This is a genomic window from Sporomusaceae bacterium (genome assembly GCA_031460455.1).
Lineage (GTDB): Bacteria > Bacillota > Negativicutes > Sporomusales > UBA7701 > Anaeroselena.
In genome coordinates this window covers 413,767-438,839 of sequence record JAVKTQ010000002.1, presented here as the reverse complement: position 1 = coordinate 438,839, position 25,073 = coordinate 413,767, and the positions used below count along the sequence as shown (strand labels likewise).

At 62.9% G+C, this 25,073-nt stretch carries 20 protein-coding genes; 3 read left to right on the top strand and 17 right to left on the bottom strand.

Features of this window, described 5'->3' with window-relative positions; translation table 11 throughout:
* Window positions 1-4 precede the first annotated feature (4 nt).
* Both RIN56_06635 and RIN56_06630 read right to left on the bottom strand, forming a co-directional pair.
* A complete protein-coding gene (locus RIN56_06635) occupies window positions 5-1,825 on the bottom strand; it encodes a cobalamin-dependent protein (protein MDR7866481.1) in 1,821 nt (606 codons plus the stop codon).
* A gap of 2 nt (window positions 1,826-1,827) precedes the next feature.
* Window positions 1,828-2,073: a hypothetical protein gene (locus RIN56_06630; GenBank protein ID MDR7866480.1), complete on the bottom strand. Its 246-nt coding sequence runs from the start codon at window positions 2,071-2,073 to the stop codon at window positions 1,828-1,830.
* A gap of 374 nt (window positions 2,074-2,447) precedes the next feature.
* Between RIN56_06630 and RIN56_06625 the strand changes: the two genes are divergently transcribed.
* Both RIN56_06625 and RIN56_06620 read left to right on the top strand, forming a co-directional pair.
* A complete protein-coding gene (locus RIN56_06625) occupies window positions 2,448-4,145 on the top strand; it encodes a LytS/YhcK type 5TM receptor domain-containing protein (protein MDR7866479.1) in 1,698 nt (565 codons plus the stop codon).
* Window positions 4,142-4,885 carry a LytTR family DNA-binding domain-containing protein gene (locus tag RIN56_06620; GenBank protein MDR7866478.1) on the top strand — a complete coding sequence of 248 codons (744 nt, stop codon included), beginning with the start codon at window positions 4,142-4,144 and terminating at the stop codon, window positions 4,883-4,885. The genes RIN56_06625 and RIN56_06620 overlap by 4 nt, the downstream gene beginning before the upstream one ends.
* Window positions 4,886-5,120: 235 nt before the next feature.
* On the opposite strand, the gene RIN56_06615 is transcribed toward RIN56_06620, so the two are convergent.
* The 7 genes from RIN56_06615 to RIN56_06585 all read right to left on the bottom strand — a co-directional run bounded on the left by RIN56_06615 (window position 5,121) and on the right by RIN56_06585 (window position 13,360).
* Window positions 5,121-6,608: an altronate dehydratase family protein gene (locus RIN56_06615; GenBank protein MDR7866477.1), complete on the bottom strand. Its 1,488-nt coding sequence runs from the start codon at window positions 6,606-6,608 to the stop codon at window positions 5,121-5,123.
* A gap of 16 nt (window positions 6,609-6,624) precedes the next feature.
* Window positions 6,625-8,160 carry a tagaturonate reductase gene (locus RIN56_06610; GenBank protein MDR7866476.1) on the bottom strand — a complete coding sequence of 512 codons (1,536 nt, stop codon included), beginning with the start codon at window positions 8,158-8,160 and terminating at the stop codon, window positions 6,625-6,627.
* A gap of 172 nt (window positions 8,161-8,332) precedes the next feature.
* Window positions 8,333-9,628 carry a TRAP transporter large permease gene (locus RIN56_06605; protein ID MDR7866475.1) on the bottom strand — a complete coding sequence of 432 codons (1,296 nt, stop codon included), beginning with the start codon at window positions 9,626-9,628 and terminating at the stop codon, window positions 8,333-8,335.
* Window positions 9,618-10,124, bottom strand: coding sequence for a TRAP transporter small permease (locus RIN56_06600; protein ID MDR7866474.1), 507 nt, complete (start codon window positions 10,122-10,124; stop codon window positions 9,618-9,620). Before RIN56_06600 ends, RIN56_06605 begins: the two co-directional genes overlap by 11 nt.
* Window positions 10,125-10,225: 101 nt before the next feature.
* On the bottom strand, window positions 10,226-11,236 hold the full coding sequence (locus RIN56_06595; GenBank protein MDR7866473.1) for a TRAP transporter substrate-binding protein: 1,011 nt from the start codon (window positions 11,234-11,236) through the stop codon (window positions 10,226-10,228).
* 71 nt (window positions 11,237-11,307) lie between these two features.
* Window positions 11,308-12,078: a 5-deoxy-glucuronate isomerase gene (iolB, locus tag RIN56_06590; GenBank protein MDR7866472.1), complete on the bottom strand. Its 771-nt coding sequence runs from the start codon at window positions 12,076-12,078 to the stop codon at window positions 11,308-11,310.
* 16 nt (window positions 12,079-12,094) lie between these two features.
* Window positions 12,095-13,360 (bottom strand): ROK family transcriptional regulator, encoded by a 1,266-nt coding sequence (locus tag RIN56_06585; GenBank protein ID MDR7866471.1) that lies wholly within the window; start codon window positions 13,358-13,360, stop codon window positions 12,095-12,097.
* Window positions 13,361-13,588: 228 nt separating this feature from the next.
* Here RIN56_06585 and RIN56_06580 point away from each other — a divergent pair, with 228 nt between their 5' ends.
* Window positions 13,589-14,281, top strand: a complete 693-nt coding sequence (locus RIN56_06580) for a hypothetical protein (protein ID MDR7866470.1) — start codon at window positions 13,589-13,591, stop codon at window positions 14,279-14,281.
* Here the strand turns inward: RIN56_06580 and RIN56_06575 are convergent.
* The 8 genes from RIN56_06575 to rpoN form a co-directional block, all read right to left on the bottom strand.
* A complete protein-coding gene (locus tag RIN56_06575) occupies window positions 14,268-15,653 on the bottom strand; it encodes a hypothetical protein (GenBank protein ID MDR7866469.1) in 1,386 nt (461 codons plus the stop codon). The two genes, RIN56_06580 and RIN56_06575, sit on opposite strands and share 14 nt — an antisense overlap.
* Window positions 15,654-15,922: 269 nt before the next feature.
* Window positions 15,923-17,305 (bottom strand): hypothetical protein, encoded by a 1,383-nt coding sequence (locus RIN56_06570; GenBank protein ID MDR7866468.1) that lies wholly within the window; start codon window positions 17,303-17,305, stop codon window positions 15,923-15,925.
* A gap of 173 nt (window positions 17,306-17,478) precedes the next feature.
* Window positions 17,479-18,429 (bottom strand): rhodanese-like domain-containing protein, encoded by a 951-nt coding sequence (locus tag RIN56_06565; GenBank protein MDR7866467.1) that lies wholly within the window; start codon window positions 18,427-18,429, stop codon window positions 17,479-17,481.
* 69 nt (window positions 18,430-18,498) lie between these two features.
* A complete protein-coding gene (nrfD, locus tag RIN56_06560) occupies window positions 18,499-19,653 on the bottom strand; it encodes an NrfD/PsrC family molybdoenzyme membrane anchor subunit (protein ID MDR7866466.1) in 1,155 nt (384 codons plus the stop codon).
* 4 nt (window positions 19,654-19,657) lie between these two features.
* A complete protein-coding gene (locus RIN56_06555) occupies window positions 19,658-20,203 on the bottom strand; it encodes a 4Fe-4S dicluster domain-containing protein (protein ID MDR7866465.1) in 546 nt (181 codons plus the stop codon).
* A 4-nt stretch (window positions 20,204-20,207) separates the two neighbouring features.
* Window positions 20,208-22,427 carry a respiratory selenite reductase catalytic subunit SrrA gene (gene srrA, locus RIN56_06550; protein ID MDR7866464.1) on the bottom strand — a complete coding sequence of 740 codons (2,220 nt, stop codon included), beginning with the start codon at window positions 22,425-22,427 and terminating at the stop codon, window positions 20,208-20,210.
* A gap of 65 nt (window positions 22,428-22,492) precedes the next feature.
* Window positions 22,493-23,521: a rhodanese-like domain-containing protein gene (locus RIN56_06545; protein MDR7866463.1), complete on the bottom strand. Its 1,029-nt coding sequence runs from the start codon at window positions 23,519-23,521 to the stop codon at window positions 22,493-22,495.
* A gap of 178 nt (window positions 23,522-23,699) precedes the next feature.
* A complete protein-coding gene (rpoN, locus tag RIN56_06540; protein MDR7866462.1) occupies window positions 23,700-25,070 on the bottom strand; it encodes an RNA polymerase factor sigma-54 in 1,371 nt (456 codons plus the stop codon).
* Between the last annotated feature and the right edge of the window lie 3 nt (window positions 25,071-25,073).

Genomic DNA, 25,073 nt, shown 5'->3' with positions numbered 1-25,073 from the left:
CCTCCTATTTTTTCACCGTGGTCACGGTGTCTTTGCCGGTCCTCCCCGGATAAGCCCCCTCCGCCCGGCTGCCGAGGACGCCCTTGTGGATGGCGGCTACGAAATCGCCGCTCGCCGCCACCTCGTCCAGCACGCTCTCGATGCCGGCCACCAACTCGTCGGCGTAGCTGTCGGCCATGGCCGTGGGACTAATACCGGCCTGGCCGAAGAAGCGGAACCCTTCCTGGACGGCCCTTAGCGTATCGATCCGCGAGGGGGCGGAGATCGGTCCGCCCGAATAGGCTTCGTCGGTGGAGGCGATCGAGATGGCGTCCACCGCCAGCGAACTTGCCAGGCAGGCGTGGAGAGCGGTGGCCATCGCCGACTGCACCCGATCCTCGGTGTGGGTGAGGAAGCCGATCGGCGCGCCCGGCCACAGCGGGGCGTCGATGATGCCCCTGAGGGCCTTTATCTTGGCGACATTGAAGTCGATGTAGTTATCTGTCATCAGACCGCCGACCATCACCTCGGGCGAATAGGCGAACAGCGGCTGGAGGATGGGGCGGCCGCCGAGCCGCACCGCCAGGTCGGCGACGATCAGCATGCCGGCGAACGCCTTGTGGGCCGGCACGCCGCACAGCTCCTCATTTGTCACGATATCGAACGGCAGCTTGTACTTCTTGGCGTAGAGAATGGTGTGGTAGCCGTCCACCACCATGCGGGCCGGATCGGTCCCCGCCCCCAGCGCGCCGTAGCAGAAATTGATCTTCGTCAGATCGGCGCCCATCTTGCCGGCCAGCACCGCCGTCTCCGGGGTGTTGAGGCCGCGGTGGGCTCTCACCTGCCACAGCGTCGAATCCTCGAGGGCGCCCTTGATACGGTTAAAGTTGGCCGGCGTTATCACCGTACCGTCCTCCTGGTGGGTGAGGAAGCCGTCGAGGAAGCCCTCGGTACGCGCCCCCCACGAGGGGTCGAAGTGCACGACGCCGTCGGCGCCCCACGCCTCGCTGGCGAGGATGTGGCCGATATCCATGAACGGACAGCCGGTGCCGTACTGGACGAACACGAGCGGCTTTTTGCGGGTGTGCTGGAGCTTGCGGACCGACATGCGGTCCTTGGTGTCGGCCAGGTACTTCTCCAGGCCCTCCACCTCGGCTTTTGTAAAGCGGCGCGTCTTGGGATGAAGCTCGCCGCTGGCGTAATACTTTTTGGGGATATCGCCGCACAGGGCGGAATAGTGCTGGTAAAGCTCGCCGTCGCCCTGGCGGGCCCGCCACTTCTTGACGTCCCACAGCTCATCGCGCAGCCGGGCGCGTTCCACGCCGGGCGACGTCTTGTCCTTGACCCAGTCCATAATCATCGCGCTGATGCGTTCGAGCTTGCCGGCGATGCCGGCGTGGCGGTAACCGTAGCCGTAGCCGGCCGTCATGTCGGGCTTCACCTTCGCGTACCGCGTGGGATCGGGCTTATACTCCCGCCCCTCGATGAAGCACACGACCTCCTCCACCGTCGTCCCCGGCCCGAAGCCGGCGTCGAAACCCAGCTCGGCGGCCAGTTCCTGCCTGATCGCCATGCCGCCGATGCCCAGCTTGACCTTGGCGCGGACGCCGGCGGCGTCGGCGAGGTCGACGAAGCGGGCGAGGACCTCGGCCACGCCATAGCCCAGCGTGCGGCTTAAAAGCAGCGTCCCCGTCCCTTCGCGGAGAGCGCTGTCGATGATCTCCTCCTCCGTCAGGTCGGGCGGGAGGAGGATAGTCTCGTAGCCGGCCTCTTCGAGGCCGCGGGCGATGATCTTCAGACCGATGTCATGCACCGGGTCGAGCGGTGCGAGCAGCACTCTTTTCATTATCAGCCCTCCTGCGGCGCCGCTTCGCGGAGCAGCCAGCGGTATTTGTCGGCCGGCCGGTAAACGTACGCCCGGCCCCTGACCCGGACCCCCGGTCCCTCGTACTGGGCGAATACCACATCGGCGTCGGTGAAGCCCCATGACTTGAGCAGGTTTAGCATCAGACTGCGCCCCTCCTCCTCGGTGGCGCAGACGAAGAAAGTCTCCACATCCAGAGCGTCCATTATCTGTTCGGTGATATTAGGCATGTTCTCCACCTCCGGCGTATCGGACGGTTGCTACTCATCATTGATGAGCTATATAATCATTCTTCGCCATCGTTTGCTAATCTCCTTCATGGTTTGGAAAAAAGAATAAATTTTTCCACGAGGCCGTTCAGGAAGCCCCTCTGCTGCGTTGCTCCTCGAACACTTCCTCGGCGTACGACCGAGTACGCCTGCGTCGTGTTCGCACCCTTGCGGGTATAAGCGATCACATCAACGCTAAAGCGTTGTGTGTCTGCTTATCCGGTGCGCCTTGCAGATGAACTCCCTGAACGGTCTCGGCTTTGTCATAAATCCACTCCGAAACAATCCGGGAAGGTGTTAGCGGAAAAACGGAGAAAACAATCTCCATAGAATCCGTGTTTTCGAGGTGGCCCATGGACACCGCCATGCTTCTCGACCTGCTGTGCGACGGGGCGCTGATTGCCATCGTCGCCTACCTCATCGGGCGCAACAAATTCATCAGCGACTGCGTCCACACCCCCACGCGGGGACGGTGCTTCGTCACCCTCGTCGCCATCTTCGCCCCGCTGTCAATCATGGGAACGTACAGCGGCATCCCCGTCGAGGGGGCTCTGGCCAACACCCGGCTGGTAGGAGCGCTGATGGGCGGCATCATGGGCGGCCCGTGGGTCGGCCTCACCGTAGGCGCCATCAGCGGCCTGCACCGCTATTCGCTCGGCGGCTTCACCGCCGAAGCCTGCGGCCTCTCGGCCGTCATCGGCGGCCTGCTCGCCGGGCTTGTCCGTTCGCGCCTCGGCATCCACCGCCTCAACTGGAAAGTCGGCGCGGCCGTCGCCCTGGCGGGGGAAATCGTCCAGAAAAGCCTGGTGTTCCTCTTCGGGCCGCTAGACGCCGCCTGGGCGCTGGAGCGGGTCATCGCCGTCCCCACCACCCTCGTCAGCATCCTCGGCACCGTCATCTTCATCATCATAATCGAAGACATCCAGAAAACGCGCGAAACTCACAGCGCCCAGGCCGCCGAAATCTCGCTTGAGATCGCCAGCCGCACCCTCCCCTTCCTGCGCCAGGGACTCACCCCGTCCTCGGCGCAGAAAACGGCGGAAATCATCTACGAGCTGACCAAAATGGACGCCGTCTCGATCTCCGACCGTGAGCAGGTGCTGGCCTTCATCGGCGTCGGCGACGACCACCACGCCGCCGGGCAGCCGATCAGCACCGCCTCGACCCGCAGAGTCCTCGAAGAGCAGCGACTGATCGTCATCGACACCCCCGAGGCCCGCGGCTGCTCGGTGCCTGGCTGCCCGCTCCGCTCCGGCGTCGCCGCCCCCCTCTTCTCGCACGGCGAAGCAGTCGGCGCCATCAAGCTGTCGCGCGCGGTGGCGGGCACCGTCACCGCCATGGACATCCGTCTCGTTGACGGCATCGCCAACCTGCTGTCCGTCCAGATACAGCTCGCCGAAGTCGACAACCAGAAAAAACTGCGCGAAAAAGCCGAGCTCAAAGCCCTCCAGGCGCAGATAAACCCCCACTTCCTCTTCAACACCATCAGCGCCATCATGTCCTTCTGCCGCACCAAGCCCGAGACCGCCCGCACCCTCCTCGCCCACCTGGCGACCATCATGCAGCGCAGCCTCACCGTCCGCGACGACTTCGCGCCCCTCGGCGACGAAATCGACGGCATCTTCGCCTACCTGGAGATCGCCAAAACGCGCTTCGGCTCCCGGCTGACCGTCGACATCGACGTCGACGAAGCCGTCCGTCCGGTGCGCGTCCCCGTCCTCTCCCTTCAGCCGCTGGTGGAAAACGCCCTCGAACACGGCCTGTTCCCCAAGCTCAGCCACTGCCGGCTGACCGTCCGGGCCGGGGCTGACGGCGACGACCTGCTGATAACAATAACCGACAACGGCGTCGGCATCCCGTCCGCCAGACTCGCCACCCTGCTCACGAGCGAGGAAGGCATCGGCGTTAAAAACGTCCACAAGCGCCTGGCCAGCATCTACGGCAGCGGCTACGGCCTCACCATCGACAGCGAGCCGGGCCAAGGCACCCGGGCCGCCATCCGCATCCCCCTTGAGAGGAGGAATACGGCATGATCCTCACAACCGTAATCGTCGACGACGAACCGCCCATTTGCGAGGAAATCGAATACCTGCTCGGCGGCCACCCGGACGTCAAAGTTGTCGCGCGCTTCGAGCAGCCGCCGGCCGCCCTCGACTACATCGCCGCCAACAGCCCCCGCCTGGTCTTCCTCGACATCAGCCTCCCCGGCATGTCAGGCCTGGAGATGGCCGCCCGTCTCAGCGTCCTGCGCGACCCGCCCCTCATCGTCTTCATCACCGCCCACCCCGAATTCGCCCTGGCCGCCTTCGAAACCCCGGCTGTCGGCTATGTCACCAAGCCGGTCACCGAAGCCAAAATCGCCGCCGTCCTCGGCAAAGTGCGCGGCCTGGCCGCGCGGCCGGCCGCAGCGCTCAAAGAACCGTCCGGCAAAGTATGCGTGCTGTCCGGCGGCAGAATAGTCCCTCTCAATAAAGAAGACATCGCCCTCGTCCAGGTCCGCGAAAAAGCCGTCTACGTCCTCACAAAGCAGGGCGAGTACGCCGCCCCTCTCACCATGCAGGAAATCGAAAGCCTCCTGACCGCCGGCAGGGCGGCCGGAACCGCCTTTGTCCGCGTCCATCGCCAATACATCGTCAACCTCGATAAAGTCGTCGAAGTCATCCCCTGGTTCAAAGGCACCTACTTCCTGCGGATGGACGACTGCAAGGGCCAGCAGATCCCGGTCAGCCGCCACAAAGTCGGCCAGGTCAAAGCCGCCCTCGGGCTGAAATAGACTGAAATAGACAAGAAGCGCGCCGCACGGCGCGCTTCACTTTTTGGCAAAAAAACGGCACACCCGAAGGCATGCCGCGAAGGAGTGTCGATTATATGTTTTTGGCTTAGGCCGTTCAGAAGCGCCCAGATGCAAGGCGCACCGGAAGAGCGCGCCGCGACGCGTACTTGGTTGCGTACGCTAGCAAGCGCTCTGAGGAGCAACGCCGCAGATGGGTGTTGCTGAACGGCCGTAACTATACGGTTACGCCGTTCTTGAACAGCGTCAGATCGCGGAACCCAAGTCTCTCCGCCTTGGTCGTCTGTCCGGACGCCACATTAAGCATATAGGCGAAGAATTCGCCGGCGAGTTCTTCCCTGGCGACGCCGTCGAGCAGCCGCCCGGCGTCGAAATCCATCCAGTTCTTCTTGCGGCGGAAGAGGTCGCTATTTGTGGCGATCTTTACCGTCGGCACAACGGTGCCGAGCGGCGTACCGCGGCCGGTGGTGAACAGAATCAGCTGGCAGCCGGCGGCGGCGAGCACCGTCGACGCCACCAGGTCGTTGCCGGGCCCGTTCAGCAGGTTGAGGCCCTGCGCCTTGGCCGCCTCGCCATACTGGAGAACGTCGACCACCGGGGCGGCATAGCCGCCCTTCTGCGTGCAGCCGAGCGATTTGTCCTCCAGCGTGGTGATGCCGCCGTCCTTGTTGCCGGGGGAGGGATTCTCGTACACCGGCTGATTGTGGGCGGTGAAATACGTCTTGAAATCGTTTATCAGGCTGACGATCTTCGCGAACGTCTCCCTGTCCTTGGCCCTGTTCATCAGGATGGTCTCGGCGCCGAACATCTCCGGCACCTCGGTCAGCACCGTCGTGCCGCCGCTCGCCACCAGGCGGTCGGAGAACAGCCCGACAAGCGGGTTGGCGGTGATTCCGGAGAAGCCGTCCGAGCCGCCGCACTTCAGGCCGACAACCAGGTCGGACAGCGGACAAGGGGTCCGTTTGAAGCCGCCGGCATACGCCGCCAGCTCCGACACCATCTGCACCCCGGCCTCGATCTCGTCATCGACCCCCTGGGTTTCGAGAAACTTCACCCGCTGAGCGGCCACCGGGCCGAGGATTTCCCTGAAAGCCCTGATATGGTTGTTCTCGCACCCCAGGCCGAGGACAAGGACGCCGCCGGCGTTGGGATGACGCACAAGGTTGGCGAGAATCTTCTGGGTGTTGGCGATATCCTCGCCCAGCTGCGAACAGCCGTAAGGGTGGGTGAAAGCATGGACGCCGTCGATATTCTCCTGGCAGAGCAGCTTCCCGGCCACCTCGGCGATCACGCGGGCGTTCTGATTTACGCAGCCCACTGTGGGGATAATCCATATTTCGTTGCGCGTCCCCACCTTGCCGTCCGGCCGTCGGTAGCCCATGAAGGACTCGCCCCGGCCGGCGCTCTCCAGCGTCGTCTCCTCAGGTTCGTAAGTATACTCCAGCAGCTCGCCGAGATTGGTCTTGCAATTATGGGTATGGACCCAGTCGCCGGCGGCGATGTCCGCCTGGGCCGTGCCGATCGGGAAACCATACTTCACGACCTTCTCGCCGGCGGCGATGGGGGAGATGGCGATCTTGTGGCCGGCGGGGATGGGCTGGCGCGTGACCACGGCGGTCGACCCGGCGGCCAGAGCCTGTCCGGGAGCCAGCGGCTTAACCGCCACCGCGACATTATCCTTGGGGTGAATTCTCATCAGTTCCATGCAGTCTCTCCTCTCGTCACTGACGCTCGCCGCCCGCCACGGCCGCGATCGCCGCCGCCATGCCGTCCCGGCAGATGCTGCGCAGATAACCGGCGGTCGCCTCGCTCAGGCCGGCCACCTTGTTAAGATCCTGGCCCCACAGGGCCGTATTGGCAAGCACCTCGGCCACAGCCGCGCGGGCGCCGGCGTCGGTGTCGTCGTACTTTGCCCACGCGGCCGCCATCGCCTCAAGCACGAACACGTCGTCGCGCATCTCGAACGAACCCTTTTCGCGGCGGGCTTCCATCACCGCACCGTTGATCTTCCCGTCCCGGTAAACGGCCATCAGGGCCGCCAGGCTGAATACCAGGCGCTGCGGCAGGCGGCCGAAACGCTCCTGGTGGTCGAGGATGGACGGCAGGACGCGGTTCTTGAACTTCGACGCCGAATTGAGCAGAATGCTGATCAGATAATGCCTGATGTAAGGGTTGCGGAACCGTTCGACGACCGCGTCCGCAAACGATTTTAACATATCCTTGTCAAGCCCGCAAGCGGGGATGATCTCCTCATAGATCGCCTCGCGGACAAACCGTCCCGTCACCTTATCGTCCATCATCTCGCCCACCGTATCCAGCCCGTAGAGGAACGCGGCCGGCACCGAGGCGGTATGCGCGCCGTTCAATACGCGGACCTTGCGGGTGCGGTACGGGGTCATGTCGTCCGTCCAGATGACGTTGAGGCCGATGCGGGTGAAGGGCAGCTTCTCCGCCAGGCGGGCCGGGCCCTCGATCACCCACAGGTGGAAGCGTTCGCCCGTATCCAGCAGGCCGTCCTCGTAGCCGAGGCGCTTGGCGAACGCCGCAACCTCGTCGCGGGGATAGCCGGTCACCACCCGGTCGACGAGGGTATTGAGGAACAGATTGCTCTTTTCCACCCAGGCGGCGAACTCCGCCGGCAGCTTCCACTCCGCGGCGTAGCGCAGCACCACTTTCTTCAGCACGTCGCCGTTGCGGTCGATGAGCTCGCAGGGAATGATCGTCATCCCTTTGCCGGCATCGCCGCCGAAATGGCGGAACCGCCTGTAAAGGTACGCCGTCACCTTGCCGGGGAAAGACACCGGCGGCGCGAGCTCGGGCCCGTCCTCGGGATCGTGGCTGATGCCCGCCTCGGTCGTGTTGGAAATCAGATACTCGATGGTGGGGTTCTCGGCGCATTTCAGCACCTCGTCCCACTGGCTATAAGCGCTCAACGCGCGGCTGATAACGCCGATCACCGACAGATCCTCGGTGGGCTGGCCGTCCTGCAGGCCGCGCAGGGCCAGCGTATACAGGCCGTCCTGCCCGTTCAGGCGATCGGCCAGTCCGTCGGCGATCGGCTGCACGACGACCACCCGGCCGCCCCACTGGCCGCTGTTGTTGAGACGGTGGAACATCCAGTCCACAAAAGCGCGCAGGAAATTGCCCTCGCCGAACTGGATCACCCTCTCGGGCAGATTATCGGGATAGGCGGGCAAATCCATCTCCGGCGGAAAGCGGAAACTCCCGTCCAGCAGTTTTTTCGTAAGTTTAGGCATTAAAACGTACCTCCTTAAGCCCACGAAGGGCTGGCGAGCAGGACGTTCAGAACCCCTAGATGCTAGGCGGACCGGAAGAGCGTGCCGCGACGCGTACACGGAAGTACGCTAGCAAACGCTCTGAGGACCAACGACGCAGATAGGGGTTATCAACGTTCTGCCAAAAGTATCGTCACTTAAACATATTGGGCAGCCACATCGACAGCGCCGGTATATACGTCAACATAAACAGCACCACCAGCATGGCCAGGAAAAACGGCATCATCGCCCGTGTGCCGGCGTCCACCGACACCTTGCCGATGGCGCAGCCCACGAACAGCACCGTACCGACCGGCGGGGTCAGCAGTCCCATGCCGGCGTTGAAGATCAGGACGATGCCGAAATGGATGGGGTCCATGCCGATCGCCTTGCACACCGGCAGCAGGACGGGGGTGAGGATGAGGATCATCGGCGCCATATCCATCGGCGCGCCGAGGATGAGGAGCAGGATGTTGATCATCAGCAAGATGACCCACGGTTGGTCGGACACCGACAGGAACCACTGGGTGATGAGATCCGGCAGGTGCAGATAAGCCATGACCCAGCCGAACGCCTGCGAAGCGGCGATCAGGAAAAATACCATCAGCACCGTCCGGAAAGTGCGGACAAGCACCGGCCACATCTGCTTCAGGGACGCCTCGCGGTAAACGAAGAAGGCCAACAGGAAGGAGTAAACGGCTGCCAGAGCGCCCGATTCGGTGGCCGTGGACCAGCCGGTGATAATGCCGCCGAGGATGATGATCGCCGGCGTGAAGGACAAAAAGCCGTGGAAGAGGATGCCGGGTATCTGGCCCTTTTCGATCGGGTCGCCCTTGGGATAGCCTTTTTTCACCGCGATGATATAGCTTGTCAGCATCAGGGACGACAGCAGGATGATGCCGGGAACGATACCGGCCAGGAAAAGGCCGCTGATCGACACCCCGCCGGCGGCGATGGCGTACAGCACCAGATTGTGGCTGGGTGGCACGACAACCCCCTGGATGGCGGAGGAAATGGTGACGCCGACACAGTAATCGGCCGCGTAACCCTTCTTCTTCATTAAAGGTATCATAACCGAGCCGATGGCCGACGCGTCGGCCACCGCCGACCCGGACAGATTGCCGAAAAACATGCAGGCCACACTGTTTACCAGGGCAAGGCCGCCGCGGATGCGGCCCACGAACAGGTTGGCCAGGTTGACGATCCTATTGGCCAGTCCGCCCTCGCCGAGGATCTGGCCGGTAAGGATGAAAAAAGGAATGGCTAGCAGGGAATAAATCGTTATCCCCTGGATCATCTGCTGGCCGACGACCACCAGCGGGATTTCGAGATACCATAGCGTCAGAATGGACGAAAACACCAGGGTCAGGGCAACCGGGAAACGCAGGATGAGGAGGACGACGAAGCTGAGTGCCAGTATCCAGATAGCAATTGATTGATCAGGCATCATTTTGCTTTATTTCCTCCTCCACATCGGAGTAGCGGCGGATGTCATAGCCGAAAAACTGAAGAGCCGAATAGGCGCAGGTCATCACGCCGGTCAGCGGCATAACGACGTACAGCAGGCTGTTCGGCAGCTTGGTTGCCGGCAGGGTGGATTCGTGCATGAGGAGAGTAAAATCCCAGCCGGCGATAATCAGATAAAGGCCAAAAGCGAAAGTCGACACGTCGATAATCCTGTCCATGAAATAGATAGCCCGTTTTGACACGTAATTCTCGATCATGTCCATATTCATATGCAGCTTCTCGCGGAAGCCGATGGCGATACCCATGTAGGAAAACCAGGCCAGCAGGAGAAGGGTGATTTCCTCCGACCAGAAGAAGACGAAGTTAAACAGTTTTCGGGTGAAAACCTGCATGGTCACAATGAGGATCATCGCCAGCAGACTGAGAATTGCGAACCCTTCGAGTATTTTATCCGCCCTTGTAAGCACCATCTTGAGCATTTGCACGCGCGGGTCACCCCCAAACTTCTTAGCATCGGCAAGACTGGCGGCCCTCCGGGGGAGCGCCGCCAGTCGGCCGGTTCATCGATAAGCTTCAGTAATTACTTGGCAGCTTTGGCGATCGCGTCAAGCACTTCGCCGTAATCGGCGCGATACTTCGCGATCATCGGTTTTACCGCTTCCTGCCAGGGCTTGAGATCTTTGACTTCGGTGACGGTGCAGCCGGCGGCCTTCACTTTGCCTTCGGCTTCCTTCTCGAACTTGTTCCACAGGTCGCGTTGCGTGGCTACCGCGTCGGTGGCCGCCTGCTTGATAAGCTTGCGGTCTTCTTCGGAGAGCTTATCCCAGACGACCTTGCTCATCACGAGCACTTCCGGCACCCGCTGGTGGGTGTCGACGAGGTAGTACTTGGCCACCTGGTAGTGGTTGGCGGTCAGATAGCTGGGGAAGTTGTTCTCCGCGCCGTCGATAACGCCGGTCTGCAGCGAGCTGAACACCTGGCCGTACGGCATCGGGGTGGCGCTGGCGCCCAGGGCCTGCATGAGGTCCATATTGATCTTGTTTTGGATAACGCGGATCTTGAGACCCTTCATGTCCTCGAGGGATTTGATCGGCTTGGTCGAGTAGAAGCTGCGGGCGCCCGGATCGAAGTAGCACAGGCCGATGAACTTGGAGGCGGTCAGGCCGTCGAGCATCTTCTGGCCGTCCGGGCCGTTGAGGAATTTCCACATATGGTCGCCGCTGTTAAAAATGTAGGGCAGCGAGAAGACGCCCATCGGTTTGTAGAACTCGGCCATCGGGCCGGTGCTGACGCGGGTGAAGGCGATAGCGCCGAGCTGAACCTGCTCGATGACGGCTTTCTCTTCGCCGAGCTGGGACGAGGGATAAACTTCGACCTTGATGCGGCCCTTGGAGCGCTCGGTCACGAGTTCGGCGAATTTCTTGTCGCCGAGGGTGGTGGGGTAGTCGGGGGGATGGGTTTCGCCCAGTTTCAGCACAAGCTGCTGCTGGGCCGGCTGGGCCGGTTTCTTGTCGCCGCCGCCGCAGCCGGCGAAAATGCCGGTGAGGACGAACAGCACGGCTACCAGGATCGCGATGGTTCTCTTGTTCATGTTGACCCTCCCTAGATATATATATTTATTTAAACGGAGAAGCCTCCGCGGCTTCCGCCCTGTGCCTGAGGCTATTTGAGCATCGGGGGCACGTTCTGCAGCCAGGCCAGGTTGGGGTCGTCCCGCGGCACGAGCTTGCGCCCGTGGGGGCCGGCCATCACCCACAGATAATACAACTGGCAGCCGGGGGCCGCGCCCACCGGATGGTAGCCCCGCGGCAGGAAAACGGCGTCGCCGTCCTTGAGCATGAAAGCCTCCCGGAGCGACAGGTCGTCGCTGTACATTATCTGCACGCCGAACCCGCCCGCCGGCTTGACCTTGAACAGATATATCTCCTCGAACAGCCCCTCGTGCGGTGGCTCGTGGACGTCGTGCTTATGGGACGGATAACTCGACCACTGGCCGGGATAAGCAAACGTCTCGCCGACGATGATCCGGTCGACGCGGCCGTCGGCGTTGCCTGTGACGATATCGTGGACATCCCGCTGCCAGTTCAGCGCCCCGCGGTGGGCGACAACCACCTCGTCCGGGCGCACGGCGAACGGCGAAAACTTGCGCTCGGCCTTGGCCGACAGCACAGCCACCTCCACGGGCCGCCCGCCGGCGGCGGTCACGCTGTACGCCGTGTTGATCGGCACGTACACCGACGAAGCCCGCCCGGCGAAAACGTCGCTGCGGCCGCCCACCGTCGTAAACTCGGCCGCGCCGGCCGCGACATCGCACACACCGGACAAAACCACCAGCACAACCTCCTCGCCGGCGGTCGCCGCCTTGTGGACGGCGCCGGCGGAAAGCCGCAACAGGCCGAGGCCGATATACTCGGGGCCGTCGCCGAGCCGCACGACCTCCCGGTAGCCATCAAATTGTTTTTCGGGGTAAAAGTAAGTGATGATCTTCGCCTCCTTTAAGCAGATCCGACTCCGAAGACTCCATTGTTTCCCTGAGCGCCAGCGCGCAGGCGCCGGCAAAGCCGGCCCTCCCGTCGAGCGACGAAATCCTCAGCTCGGTGGCCGCCGCCACCTCGGGAAAAGCGTGGGAACGCACCGTCTCCTCGATCACATCCCGGCTGAGGATGGCCGCGCGGGCCATCCGCCCGCCGAGGAAAACCACCTGGGGATTGAGGATATTGACGACATCGGCCACCGCGTAGCCCATATACCGCGCCACCTGGCGCATCAGGTCGGCGCAGTACGAGCCTTCGACCGACGCGCAGTCGATGAAATCTTCGATCGAAACCCTGCCGGCGGCGGCCCGCTCCCGCACCGGATCGTCGGCGGGGATGAACGGCAGCTCGCTCGCCACCTTGCGCTCCAGCGCGGGGATGCCGCAGATCGTCTCCAGGCAGCCGCGGTTGCCGCAATTGCAAAGCGCGCCGCCCTCCTGAATGACAATATGGCCGATCTCCCCCGCGAACCCCCGGTGGCCCTGGAGGATGCGCTCGTCGGTAAGCACGCCGGCGCTGATGCCCTCGCCCCAGTTTACGTACACCAAATCGCGGCATTCGGCGCAGTCGCCGAACCATCTTTCCGCCAGCGCCGCCGCGTTGGAATTGTTCTCGACGAAAACCTTGACCCCCAGCCGCTCCTCCAGCGCCGCCTGGATAGGATAGCCGTTCCAGTCGGGGCCGAGGTTGACCGAGCGCTTGACTGTGCCGGTTGCGGCGTCGAGAAGGCCGGGAAAGGCCACCCCCAGCGCCAGCAGCTGCCCCTTCCGTTCCACCATGCGGGCGGCCGAAGTGATCATCTTGATAAAATTATCCACACCCGGCCGGGGCGCCGACATATCGACGGCCCGCCGCTGCAGCAGCACGGGATCGTCCGTGAGGTTGGCCATGCCCATCGAAACCTCGTGGCGGGTAACCTCGACGCCGAAAACATAGCCGGCCTCAGGGTTAATCTCCAGCTGCATCGGCTTGCGTCCCCCCTGGGAGCGGCCGAGCCCCGTCTCCTTCACGAAGCCCATCCGGAGAAGCTCCTTGACGATACCGGTGATCGCCGGGCCCGTCAGGCCGGTGATTACCGCCAGCTCCTGGCGCGACACCGAACCCTGGCGTTTGAGGATGTTAAGGACATTCAACCTGTTAAGTTTCTTAATCCACTTACTGTTAACCGCAATATTAGGCAAAGAAGCGCTCCTCCGTTCACCAGGGGACAGCGAATATCGGCGAAAATGCCAATACTTTATTAACTGAGTTATTTATCTATTAATTGCAAATTCGGTATCAGGGAGGATATTCCTGCCGCCGCCCGTTTCAAATGGTGAAATATAAAACCGCCATACAGCACTCACCGACCGGCCGCCGCCCGCATATCATGGATAGCCGACAAACATCGGCGCACGAAATATCGCGAGGTGATAACCGTGGAATGCGAAGAACTCGCCGCGGAACGCTGCCCGTGCCTCCTTGCCGAAACGGCGGAATGCACCTACTGCACACTGCTCAGGGGCGAGACGGTGTGCGGCTGCGACTGGCAGGGACAGTGCGCGCTCGAACGCTGGCAGTGGCGGGACGGCGACGAGCGCCGGGCGGCCGGGACGGTCGTCGCCGTGCGCTCCCTGGCAGGCGCCACCGGGCTGGTGATCAGGGGCGGCGACAAACTGGCGGCGGCGCCGGCCGGCACGACGGTGAAAATCCGCTTCCCGCTGCCCGGCGGCCGGGAAATCGACGCGGTAACCCTCAGAAACTACTCTTCCGGCCTGATGTACCTCCTCTCCTTCGACCCCTGCCCCGCCGCTCCGCTCCTCGGCCGGGCGGTCCAGACAATGCTTGCCGGCAACGCCTTCACCGGCCACGAAACACTGGCGGCGGCAACAGACCGCCAGATCGTATTCATCGCCGCCGCGCCGCTCGCCGCCCTGCTTGCGCCGCTGGCCGAAGGCCTGCGCTGCCGCGGTTGCCGCGTGACGTTCGCCGCCCCTGGGAGCCATGTCGATGACGACGCCATCCTCTTCGCCGCCGGCGGCGAAAATGAAATAAAGAGGATGGCAACCGGGTTGCCACCCTCTTTCCGGGGTCAGATCGTAACCTGGATTACAGGAGGATAATGGCCACAATCGTCGTCGCAATGAAGCCCAGCACCACCGGCACGAAGTTGCGGCGGGCCAGCTCGATGGGATTGACGCCGGTGATGGCGGCCACCGGGATGAGGCCCCAGGGAATGATCGTGCCGCCGCCCGTCCACACGCCGGCGATCTGGCCGAGGGCGGCCAGCGTCGCCTTGTCGAGAGCGATGGCCTTGTCGAAGGTCGCAGCCACGCTGCCCACAAGCGGCAGGGGCGAGAAGCCCGAACCGTCGAGGCCGACGACGATGCCTGTCGCCAAAGTCACCAGGGCGACGAACGGCTTATTGAGCGGCACCGTCTGGGAGAGGGCCACACCGAAATCCTCCAGAAAACCGGTGGCTGTCTTCAGCTCGAAAATCGCCTTAGCCAAGTCTCCCTTGCCCATGAAGAAAAAGCCGCCGATGACGATAACCGGGGCGAAGATCTTGATGCCGAACATGAAGCCGTCGCGCAGGTAATCGGTTATCTTCTCCAGCCCCTCCATGCCGAACTTCAGCAGGCAGCCGACCGCCAGGATGACGAGGGCGGTCGCGCCGAGAAGGGCGGTGGCGTCTCCGCCGCGCAGGTTGAGAGTCAGCATCGCGAACACATCGAGCGCGAACGCCACCGGGGTAACGATCGCCAGGAACCACGACACCCAGTCGATTTCGCGCTTGGTCTCGGTCGCGGCCATCATCGCCTCGCGCTCCAGCTTGTGAGCGGCGGCGTTGGCCTTCATATCGCGTTTGATCAGGATGAACGCCGAGATGGTTGTCACCAGGCCCATGGTAATGATGAGGGGCACGCTGGCGGCGATTACCGGGCCGGGATTGGCGAAGCCGGCCGCCTTGGCGGTGATCGTCGGCGCCCCCTGGATTATGAAGTCGGTCGAAAGCGCGATACCGTGGCCGAAGAGGTTCATCGCCATCGCCGCGCCGATCGCCGGCAGGCCGGCTCTCACCGCCACCGGGAATAAGATGGCGCCTACGAGAGCGGTGGCCGGCGAAGGCCAGAAGAACCAGGAAGCGAACATCATCGCGAAGCCGACCACCCAGAAGGCGACATCGGCGTTGACCATCAGCCTGGCGGCCGGGCTCATCACCAGATAATCGGCGCCCGTTTCGCCCAGCAGCTTGGACAAAGCAACGATCAACGATATAACGACAATAATTCCCCAAAACTCGTTGCCGGCCACGATCAGCGAATTGAAAACAGTGGTGAACGCGCCGACAACGCCGCCTTTGACCAGCCAGCCGACGGAAAGCAGGCCCAGGATACAGGGGATGAGCGGGTCTTTGCGGAAGCCCATGACGACGATGACGACCAGTACCCAGAACAGAAAAAGCCAGTGAGCTGAGGTCAGTGCTACCGTCATATACTAAAACTCCTCCTCAAATTCGTCCAGACTTCGGGGTTATCCTTATGCAGTTGCCGCGTTATCCCGGCGGCGTCACCTCCTATAATTCATTTACAGTTCAAAAGCTGCTCATCATTGATGAGCTATTTTGAAAATTCGCCACTCTTCTGTCAGTTCCTGCCGATCACCCGGCCGGCGCAATGTATTTTTTTTACGAACAAACAGATAAAGGGGCGGCAGCTTGCGCTGCCGCCCCTTACGGTTGCTAACGAAGCAACCTTCGCCTACTACATCAGGATGATGGCCACGATCGTCGTCGCGATGAACCCCAGCACCACCGGCACAAAATTGCGCCTGGCCAATTCGATGGGGTTGACGCCGGTGATGGCGGCCACCGGAATGAGGCCCCAGGGGATGATCGTGCCGCCGCCCGTCCACACGCCGGCCATCTGGCCGAGAGCGGCCAGCGTCGCCTTGTCGACGGCGATGGCCTTCTCGAACGTCGCAGCCACGCTGCCCACCAGCGGCAAGGGCGAGAAACCCGAGCCGTCGAGGCCGACGATGATGCCCGTCCCCAGAGTCACCAGGGCGACGAACGGCTTGTTGAGCGGCACCGTCTGGGATAGGTAGACGCCGAAGTCCTCCAGGAAACCGGTGGCTGTCTTCAGCTCGAAAATCGCCTTGGCCAAGTCTCCCTTGCCCATGAAGAAGAAGCCGCCGATAATGACGACCGGGGCAAAGATTTTGATGCCGAACATGAAGCCGTCGCGGATGTAATCGGTGATTTTCTCCAAGCCTTCCATGCCGAACTTCAGCAGGCAGCCGACCGCCAGGATGAGAATCGCCGTGGCGCCGAGGAGAGCGGTGGCGTCGCCGCCGCGCAGCTTGAGGGTCAGCATCGCGAACACGTCGAGCCCGAACGCCACCGGAGTGATGATCGCCAGGAACCACGACACCCAGTCCAGCTCCCGCTGCGACGGCTGGGCAGCCACCAACTTCTCGCGCTCCAGCTTGTGGGCGGCGGCATTTGTGCGCATATCCTTCTTGATAATAATATAGGCGGCGATCGTCGTCACCAGGCCCATCGTCACGGCGAGCGGTATGCTGGCGGAGATAACCGCGCCGGGATCGGTGTAACCGGCCGCCTTGGCGGTAACGGTAGGCGCTCCCTGGATGACATAGTCGGTCGAAAGCGCGATGCCGTGGCCGAAAAGGTTCATCGCCATCGCCGCGCCGATCGCCGGCAGGCCGGCTCTGATCGCTACCGGGAAGAGGATGGCGCCCACAAGGGCGGTGGCCGGCGAGGGCCAGAAGAACCACGAGGCGATCAGCATCGCGAAGCCGACCACCCAGAAAGCGACATCGGCGTTGACCATCAGCTTGGCGGCCGGGCTCATCACCAGGTAGTCGGCCCCCGTCTCACTGAGCAGCTTCGACAGGGCGACGATCAGCGAGATGACGACGATGATGCCCCAGAATTCGTTGCCGGCCACAATCAGCGAGTTGAAAATGGTGGTAAACGCGCCCACGATGCTGCCTTTCACCAGCCAGCCGACGGTAAGCAGCCCCAGGATACAGGGGATGAGCGGGTCTTTCCGCAGACCCATGACGACGATGACGACCAGCACCCAGAACAGGAACAACCAGTGGGCTGTTGTCAGAGTTACCATATGGCAGAATCCTCCTCGAAAAAAGGTTTCGGCGCTCCGTCGCCGCCTCCCCCGGACACTGTGCCGCGGGGCGCTATACTGCGCCACAATAGGTAATTTCCCCACCGGTTGCTATTCTATACACAAACGAACAGGGCCCGCCATTTAGGCGGGCCCTGCAAAAGGTACCGGACCTATTTCTTTTCGATTTCGAACCCGCCGGCCTGGACCTGCGGGAAACCGGTGCTGATCGAGATGAGCTTGAAGCCCTCGGCCTTCAGGGGCGCGGTGGCCATGGCGGCCGTCTGGCCGCTGTAGCAGTACAGCACGACGGTCTTATCCTTGGGGAAAGTCTTGGCCTTGTCCTGGAGCGCGGCCAGCGGCGCGCTGACGGCGCCCTTCACGTGGCCTTTGTCGAAGTCCTCGGCGGCGCGCAGATCGACAAACACATACTTGTCGGCCGCGCTGTCAACAAGCTTCTTGACATCGGCGCCGCCGATGACAAGCGTCTTGCTGGCCATCTGCTTGGCGATCGCCATATAGTTGTCCTTGATGCCGGCCAGCGCGGCGGCTTCCTTGGGATCGGCGGCCTTCTTGGCGGCAGCCGGGGTGAAAGCGGTCGCGGCGGTATCCATCGCGAAACCGGCCTGCTGGACCATCGGGAAGCCCTTGGAAATCGAGAGAGCCTTGTAGCCGTATGCCTTCAGAGGCACCATGGCCGTGCCGGTGTTCTGGCCGGAATAGCAGTACAGCAGCAGCGTCTTGTCGGCCGGCAGCTTGTCGAGGTTCTCGGCCAGTTGGACGATGGTCAGGTTGACGGCGCCCTTGATGTGGCCCTTGGCGTAATCTTCGGGGGCGCGCATGTCGATGACGAGGTACTTGCTCTCGTTGCCGGTCAGCAGCTCTTTGGCTTTGGCGGCGTCGACCGGGAAGGTTTTGCCCTGGACATCGGCGACGACCTTCTTGTAGGCGTCCCACGTGGCGTCCTTGGTCACCTGGACGGCGTCGAACGCCGCCGGCGCCGAGGCGGGCTTTTCCGGAGCCTTGGCCTGCTGGCCGCCGCAGCCGGCGACGACAAAAGCGACCAGGATGAGCAGGGTGACGACAGTCAGGAACCGGTTGGTCAGAAAACGATTGTTAAACACGTGTTGATCCCCTCTCCTTAACATTATTGGCAAAAGATTTATCCTCAAGCGGCCAGCCGCTCTGAGTCCCTACACGCGGGCCGCGGCCGCCCCGCCCGCTTTGCCGCGGGCCGCCGTCGCGCCCGTGCCGAGATCGAAGACCGTCTCGCTGAAAGCGAACAGCAGCGCTGCCGCCCCCACCGCCCCGCCGGTCAGCGCCCACTCCGTCCACGTCGGCGTATAGCCGTGCATCAGCACATGCTGGACACCTTCCACCACCGCCTGGGGCACCATCTGCCCCGCCATGACGAAATCGAGACGCATAAAGAACACACCGATCAGCACCATCACCGCGGCCCGGAAGACGCGCTGCCCGTCGGCCGCCTTGGCCAGCAGCGCCAGCGGCACCAGCAGGCCGAGGCCGATCTCTAAAGCCCAGAAACGCAGGGCGAGCGGACCGCTCACCAGCGCCGCCGTCGCCTCCCGCAGCGCCGGGTCGGCGCCCGTCAGGCCGAAAAACACCTTGCCGGCATTCGCCAGCGCGGTCACGACCAGCGCCGCCAGCATAATCCTGCCTAAAGCCGCCATCACCGCGCCGTCCGCCTCCCGCCCCTGGCGCCTGGCGCTCAGCCACATCGCCGCCGCCAGGGCGGCCGCGCCCGACAGGATGGCGGTCAGCAGGATATAAAGCGGGAAATAGAAGCCATGCCAGAACGGCCGGGTGGCGATCAGGGCGAAGATCGCCCCGAGGTTGCAGACGGCGGCGATTTTATTGACGACCGCCACCGCCGACACGAACTTCAGATTCTTGTTGGCGGGGTCAACCTGACTGAAGTAGCACTCCACCATCAGCAGGCCCATGTAGATGCTGTACAGAAAGCCCATCCACCAGATGCCCGAATGGAGATTGGGTGAAAAGACTATATAAACGAGGTTTAAGGGGTTGCCCAGCTCGATGCCGATCAGGCCGAAGCCGGCCAACAGCAGCGACAGCGCCAGGAAAAGACTGGGCTTCTCGATGGGCGCCAGCGCCTGCCGGTTGCTGTAGTGGGCGAACGCGCCGATCAGGCCGGCGCCGGTGGCGGCGGCGGCGAAAAACACATAACCGGCGATAAGGCTGCCCCAGGGCACGGCAGCCGTCGTCCCCAGCGCGTGCTCGCCGTAGACGAGCTTATTTACGGCGCCCGCCAGCCCGGCCAGCACCAGCGCGCCGGGCAGCGCCATCCAGCGCTCGAATTTCGGCATCACGTCAGCCACCCCTCTTCACGTAGAAAACGCGCGGTTTGGTGCCTTTTTCGGCCGCCAGTTGATAAACCGGCTTTTCCTTCATCTTCTTGCTGATCTCGCTGTTCGGGTCGTCGAGATCGCCGAACACCCGCACATCGTTCATACACGTGCTCACGCACGGCGGCTGTTCGCCCTTCTCGATAAACCCGGCGCAAAAACGGCACTTCTCGGGAATGCCGCGGTCGTTCATCTGCCGCACGTCGTACGGGCAGGCCACGACGCAGTATTTGCAGCCGATGCACTTGTCGTGGTCGATGAGGACAAGGCCGTCGGCGCGCTTATAAGTGGCCTTTGTAGGGCAGACGGTCGCGCACGGCGGGTTGTCGCAGTGCATGCACTGCACCGGCACGATCTCCTGTTTAACATCGGGGTACTTGCCCGACTCGCGGAACTCCAGGCGGTTGAAAAACACTTCCGGGGGCAGCTGCCACTGCATCTGGCAGGCGACCCGGCAGGCGGCGCAGCCGGTGCAGCGCGCCGCATCGATCAGCATCGCGTAATGAGCCACCGCGTCAGCCCCCCTTCCTAACCGTGACAATTACTTCCTGGACCATGCAGCCGCCGGACAGCGGCTCCACCCTGGCCGGCGCGAAATCGTTGTAATTGACCCCCTGCTGGTAGCCCACCTTCTGGCGCGGCGAGAAATTGCCGTAGCCGGAGGGCACCCACACGCACTCGGGGTGCAGCATCTCGGTCACCTTCACGGCCACCTTCTTGCTCACCGTCCGCGCCTCGCCCCCGTGCTCGATCCTCGCCTCCACCGTTACCGTGTCGCCGTCGCGGACGCCGAGCTTGTCGGCCCGGCTGCGGTTCATCCACATCCTGCTGCCGTTGTAGCTCTTCGACACCGCCATCAGATAGGGGCTATTGCTCGTCACCGAGTGCGAATGCCACGGCTGCTTGCCGTGGATGAGACGGAACTCGTTCTCCGCCTTGGGGCTCACCAGCGGCGGCGTCCACACCGGCACCCCCATCCGCCCGTGAAGCTTGAAGGCGCCGACGCTGAACTCCACCTTGCCGGTGGTCGTCGTAAGGGCCGGCTTGCCGTCCTTCACCGGGAATTCCGGCCTGACCGCCTCGGCCACCTCCAGGCAGCCGTTATCCTTCATCGTGTCCAGCGTCGCCCCCAGCGGCTTCAGCATCGCCGCCGCCTCCTCCTCGACGGTGAACGGGTACAGGTCGTCGATCTTCATCGCCTGGGCGATGCCCTTGAGAATATCGAGCAGGTGCTTGGTGTTGTGCAGCGGCTTGAGGGCCGGGAAGCGCATCACCGCCTGCGGGTAATCGTGGGCGATGTTGCCGCCCGTCGACTTGGGGGCGTCCATGCGCTCCAGATAGTAATGCTCCGGCAGGATATAATGGGCGGTATGCACCGACGTCTCGTTCCAGTCCACCGGGATGGACACCACCAGATCGGCCTTGACCATCTTCTTCTGGTACTCGGGATCGGGCGCCGTCCGCAGCGGGTTGAAATGGTAGATAAACAGAGCCTTGACCTTGCCGGCGGCGATCCGGTCGGGCATATGCTGGGCGATGCCGCGGCTTGTCTCGACAGTCGGATACTCGTTATTCACCCCCGCGCCGTCGGCCCGTTCCCCTTTCTCCGGCTGCAGGCGCTTGGGCAGCGTCAGCTTGCCGAACTTGGGGCCGGCCGCCGGCATCAGGCCGCCGTGCTTGTAGAAATTGCCCAGCAGGGCGTTGACGATCACGTTCGCCTGGGCGATCTGCGTGCTCGCCGCGTAGTGGTTGTGGAGGCCGTGGTAGCCCGGCTCCAGGAAAGCCGCCGGCGCGTTCTTCGCCAGCTCGCGGGCGATGGCGCGGATCTTGGCCGCCGGGATATCGCAAATCTCGGCCGCCTTCTCGGCGGTGAAATAGCGATTGGCGTTCCAGAACTCCTCGAAACCGAAAACATACTCCTTGACGAACTTCTCGTCATAGAGCTTCTCGCTGATCAGCGTGTGGGCGAGGCCGAGGAAAAAGGCCAGATCGGTGCCGGGGCGGATGGGCAGCCACTCGTCGGCCACCTTCGCCAGCTCGCACAGCCTGGGGTCGACGACCACGATCTTCGCCCCGCGGTCCTTGGCCCGCATAATCTTGCGCATCGCCCCCGGCATGATGCCGCCGGCGTAGTTGCGGCCGGCGAACAGCATATACCTGGCCCGGTTGATATCCGAAGTCAGCTGGTTGCCGACCATCTTGTCCCAGGCATTCGTCTTCGAGGTAAAACAGGTCGAGTAATGGGTTATGTATGTGGCCGCGCCGATCTCGTCCAGCAGCATCTGGGCATACGTTTCCTTGCCGCCGTGGGCCATCCACGCCACGGCGCCGGCAGTGTCCTTGTCGATGATCTTCGTCAGCTTCCCGGCGATCTCCGTAAACGCCTGCTCCCACGATATCGGCGAAAACTGGCCTTCGCCCGTCCGTTTCATCGGCCCGGTCACCCGGTCGGGGTTGTAGACATCGGCCGCCACGCCGTACGCGCGGGCGCACAGCCTGCCCTCGTTCTTCATCGACTTGGGGTCGCCCTCCAGCTTCCACAGCCGGCCGTTCTTCACGTACACCCACAGCGCGCAGTTCGTCGAACAGCCGTTGCAGGTCGAAGGTATCTTGGTCACCGGCTGCTCGGCCGCCCCGCGCACGAACGAAGGGAAATCGAAAGCCGCCGGCACGGCGCACGCCGCCCCGGCGAGAGCGCCGGCCTTGAGAAAGGTACGCCTACTAATCGTCAGCATTATTCTCACCTTTCACTGTTGCCTCTACCGTTTATGCAGCCAAACTGGCTGCGTATTTACTACCCTCACGTCGCCGCCGCGGACGGGCCGGGTTTCAGGGGGGCGTTCAGCTTCGCGACCGGGTGCTCGCTCACATTGCAGGCGATGCTTTTGGCGCCGATCACTCTCTCGTCGGCCGTCCACACGCTCATGCCGTCCTTGAGGACGGTGGCGCGGTAGCCGAGCTGGTTGAGAAGCCGCGCCGCCTGACTGGCCGCGTGGCCATCGTAGTCCACCAGCACAATCGTCTTGTCGGCCGGCAGCTTGCGGAGATTCTCCGTCGCCGCCAGGCTGCGGAAGGGGATGTTCACCGCGCCTTCGATATGGCCGGCTGCGTAATGCTCGCCCTGGCGGAGGTCGGCGACGAAATAGTCGCCCCGCTTGGCGAGAAAATCTTTGGGCTGGATGACCGGCGCCTGCTCGGTCGCCTCGCGGGACCGAGCGGCCAGCAGCTCGGCCAGCGACGCCGCCTTGCTGTCGAGCTTGGGAAGCTCGTGGTCGGCGGCCGCGGTCACGGCGGCCGTCACCGGATAATTAAGAGCCTCGCAGGCCAGCGGCGAACCGCCGACGATGTCCTTATCCTTCGACCAGCCGGCCATACCGTTCTTCATCGCCGTGGCGTCGAAGCCCAGCATGCTCCAGAAGGCCGCCACCTGGCTGGCGGTGTGGCCCGAATAATCGACAACGACAATCTTCTTATCCCTGGGCAGGAAAGCCGTCTTCTGCTCCCGCCAGACATCGGCGTAAGCGATATGTATCGCGCCGGGGATATGGGCGGCGGCGTAGTGCTCGTCGTTCCTGATATCGACAAGGTAGTAGCCCTGGTCGCCGGCCGTCACAACCTTGGCCAGCACCTCCTGCGGCTCAATGTACAGCGCCCGGTTCTGTTTCAGGTACTTATCCGTCTCCGCCTGCAGCGCGACAAAGGGATTGCCGATAGCCGCCGCGGCGGGCTTAGTCGTTTCGGCCGCCTTGGGGGCGCCGCCGCAGCCTGCAAGCGCGCCGGCAAGAGCAACGGCGACAACCAGCGCAAGTACCGCCTTCATCTGTTTCATGGCTTGCCTCCTTATCGCAACAGATCCTTTAGTTGACCCCTCACCCCCGGTTGGGGGACCGCCCCCAGGGGAGGGGGTATTGCTAGTTAAATTATACACTAACGGCAAATATTACGCTAGAGGTTTTTTCGCTCAGCAAAACAAAAACCGGGCAAAAATGCCCGGTTTCATTCTCGAATCAATATCTCCGCCGTTTGCTCGAGCTCTGGATATTAAGCTCCTCGCGGTACTTGGCGACCGTGCGGCGCGACACCGCCACCCCCCGGCCGATGAGGATCTCGGTGATGGCCTGGTCGCTGAGCGGCTGCACGGGGTCCTCGGCGGCGCCCAGCTCCTTGATCTGCCGCTTGACCGTCGCAGCCGACAGCGCCTCGCCGTCCGCTCCCTGCAGCCCGGCCGAGAAAAAGGCCCGCAGGCTGAACAGTCCGTGGGGTGTGTCGGCATACTTGTTGGCGATCGCCCGGCTGACGGTCGACTCGTGGATACCCACCTTGTCGGCCACCTTCTTCATCGTCAGCGGCCGCAGATACTTGGGGCCGTGGTCGAAGAAATCGCGCTGTAGTTCGATGATCGTCTCGACGACATTGTAGAGGGTGCGGCGGCGTTGCTCGATGCTTCTGATGAGCCACACCGCGGCGTTGATCCGCCCCTCCACGAACTTCTTGGCCTCGCTGTCGGCGTCGCGCACCACGCGGCGGTAGTAGGGGTTGATCGTCAGATGGGGGATATTGTGATCGTTGATGATGATGATATAATTGCCTGCCACCCGCTCGATGGTGACATCGGGGATTATATAGCACGGCTGGTCGCCGGCGTCGAACGCCCGCCCCGGCTTGGGGTCGAGGGTGCGGATGAAATCGACCGCCCGCTGCACGTCGTGGGGGGTGCAATCCAGCTTGTCGGCGATATTCTTGAAGTGTCCGGCCGCCACCTCGTCGAGGTACTTGTCGATGATCGCCAGCGCCAGCGGCGCGTCGACGCTCCGCTGCTCGGCCTGGATGAGCAGGCACTCCCGCAGGTCGCGCGCGCCCACCCCCGCGGGGTCGAAGGTCTGAATGACCCCGAGGACGGTGGTCACCGTTTCCTCGGCGACGCCCAGGTTATGCGCCGCCTCCGCCAGTGTGCCGCACAGGTAGCCGTTCTCGTCGATGCAGCCGATGAGGTACTGGCCCACGGCGCGGGCCTTTTCGTCCAGCAGGGTCAGATGAAGCTGAAATTCCAGGTGTTCGTGCAGAGTCGACGCCGCCGACACGAAGGTCGTGAACGACGGCTTTTCCTCGCCTGGCGGCGTATACCCGGGGTCGGTGCCGTCGTCGAAGTAATTGGCCCATTCGAAATACTCGCTGATCCGGTCGTTCGGCTCCTCCTCGACAGGCTCGGCGGGCGCCTTCTCCTCCGTTTCGAGGACAGGGTTCTCCAACAGCTCCTGTTCGACCATCTCGGAAAGTTCCAGCGAGGAAAGCTGCAGGATAGCGATGGCCTGGCGCAGTTGGGGCGTCATCACAAGTTTCTGGGTAAGTTCGAGTTTGAGGCTGTAATCCATGCGCATCTT

Bases quoted from the DNA above. Each gene is read 5' to 3' on its own strand.
- RIN56_06635 (MDR7866481.1), bottom strand. From the start codon at position 1,825: ATGAAAAGAGTGCTGCTCGCACCGCTCGACCCGGTGCATGACATCGGT.
- RIN56_06630 (MDR7866480.1), bottom strand. From the start codon at position 2,073: ATGCCTAATATCACCGAACAGATAATGGACGCTCTGGATGTGGAGACT.
- RIN56_06620 (MDR7866478.1), top strand. From the start codon at position 4,142: ATGATCCTCACAACCGTAATCGTCGACGACGAACCGCCCATTTGCGAG.
- RIN56_06615 (MDR7866477.1), bottom strand. From the start codon at position 6,608: ATGGAACTGATGAGAATTCACCCCAAGGATAATGTCGCGGTGGCGGTT.
- RIN56_06610 (MDR7866476.1), bottom strand. From the start codon at position 8,160: ATGCCTAAACTTACGAAAAAACTGCTGGACGGGAGTTTCCGCTTTCCG.
- RIN56_06605 (MDR7866475.1), bottom strand. From the start codon at position 9,628: ATGATGCCTGATCAATCAATTGCTATCTGGATACTGGCACTCAGCTTC.
- RIN56_06600 (MDR7866474.1), bottom strand. From the start codon at position 10,124: ATGCTCAAGATGGTGCTTACAAGGGCGGATAAAATACTCGAAGGGTTC.
- RIN56_06595 (MDR7866473.1), bottom strand. From the start codon at position 11,236: ATGAACAAGAGAACCATCGCGATCCTGGTAGCCGTGCTGTTCGTCCTC.
- RIN56_06575 (MDR7866469.1), bottom strand. From the start codon at position 15,653: ATGACGGTAGCACTGACCTCAGCTCACTGGCTTTTTCTGTTCTGGGTA.
- RIN56_06570 (MDR7866468.1), bottom strand. From the start codon at position 17,305: ATGGTAACTCTGACAACAGCCCACTGGTTGTTCCTGTTCTGGGTGCTG.
- nrfD (MDR7866466.1), bottom strand. From the start codon at position 19,653: ATGCCGAAATTCGAGCGCTGGATGGCGCTGCCCGGCGCGCTGGTGCTG.
- srrA (MDR7866464.1), bottom strand. From the start codon at position 22,427: ATGCTGACGATTAGTAGGCGTACCTTTCTCAAGGCCGGCGCTCTCGCC.
- RIN56_06545 (MDR7866463.1), bottom strand. From the start codon at position 23,521: ATGAAACAGATGAAGGCGGTACTTGCGCTGGTTGTCGCCGTTGCTCTT.
- rpoN (MDR7866462.1), bottom strand. From the start codon at position 25,070: ATGCGCATGGATTACAGCCTCAAACTCGAACTTACCCAGAAACTTGTG.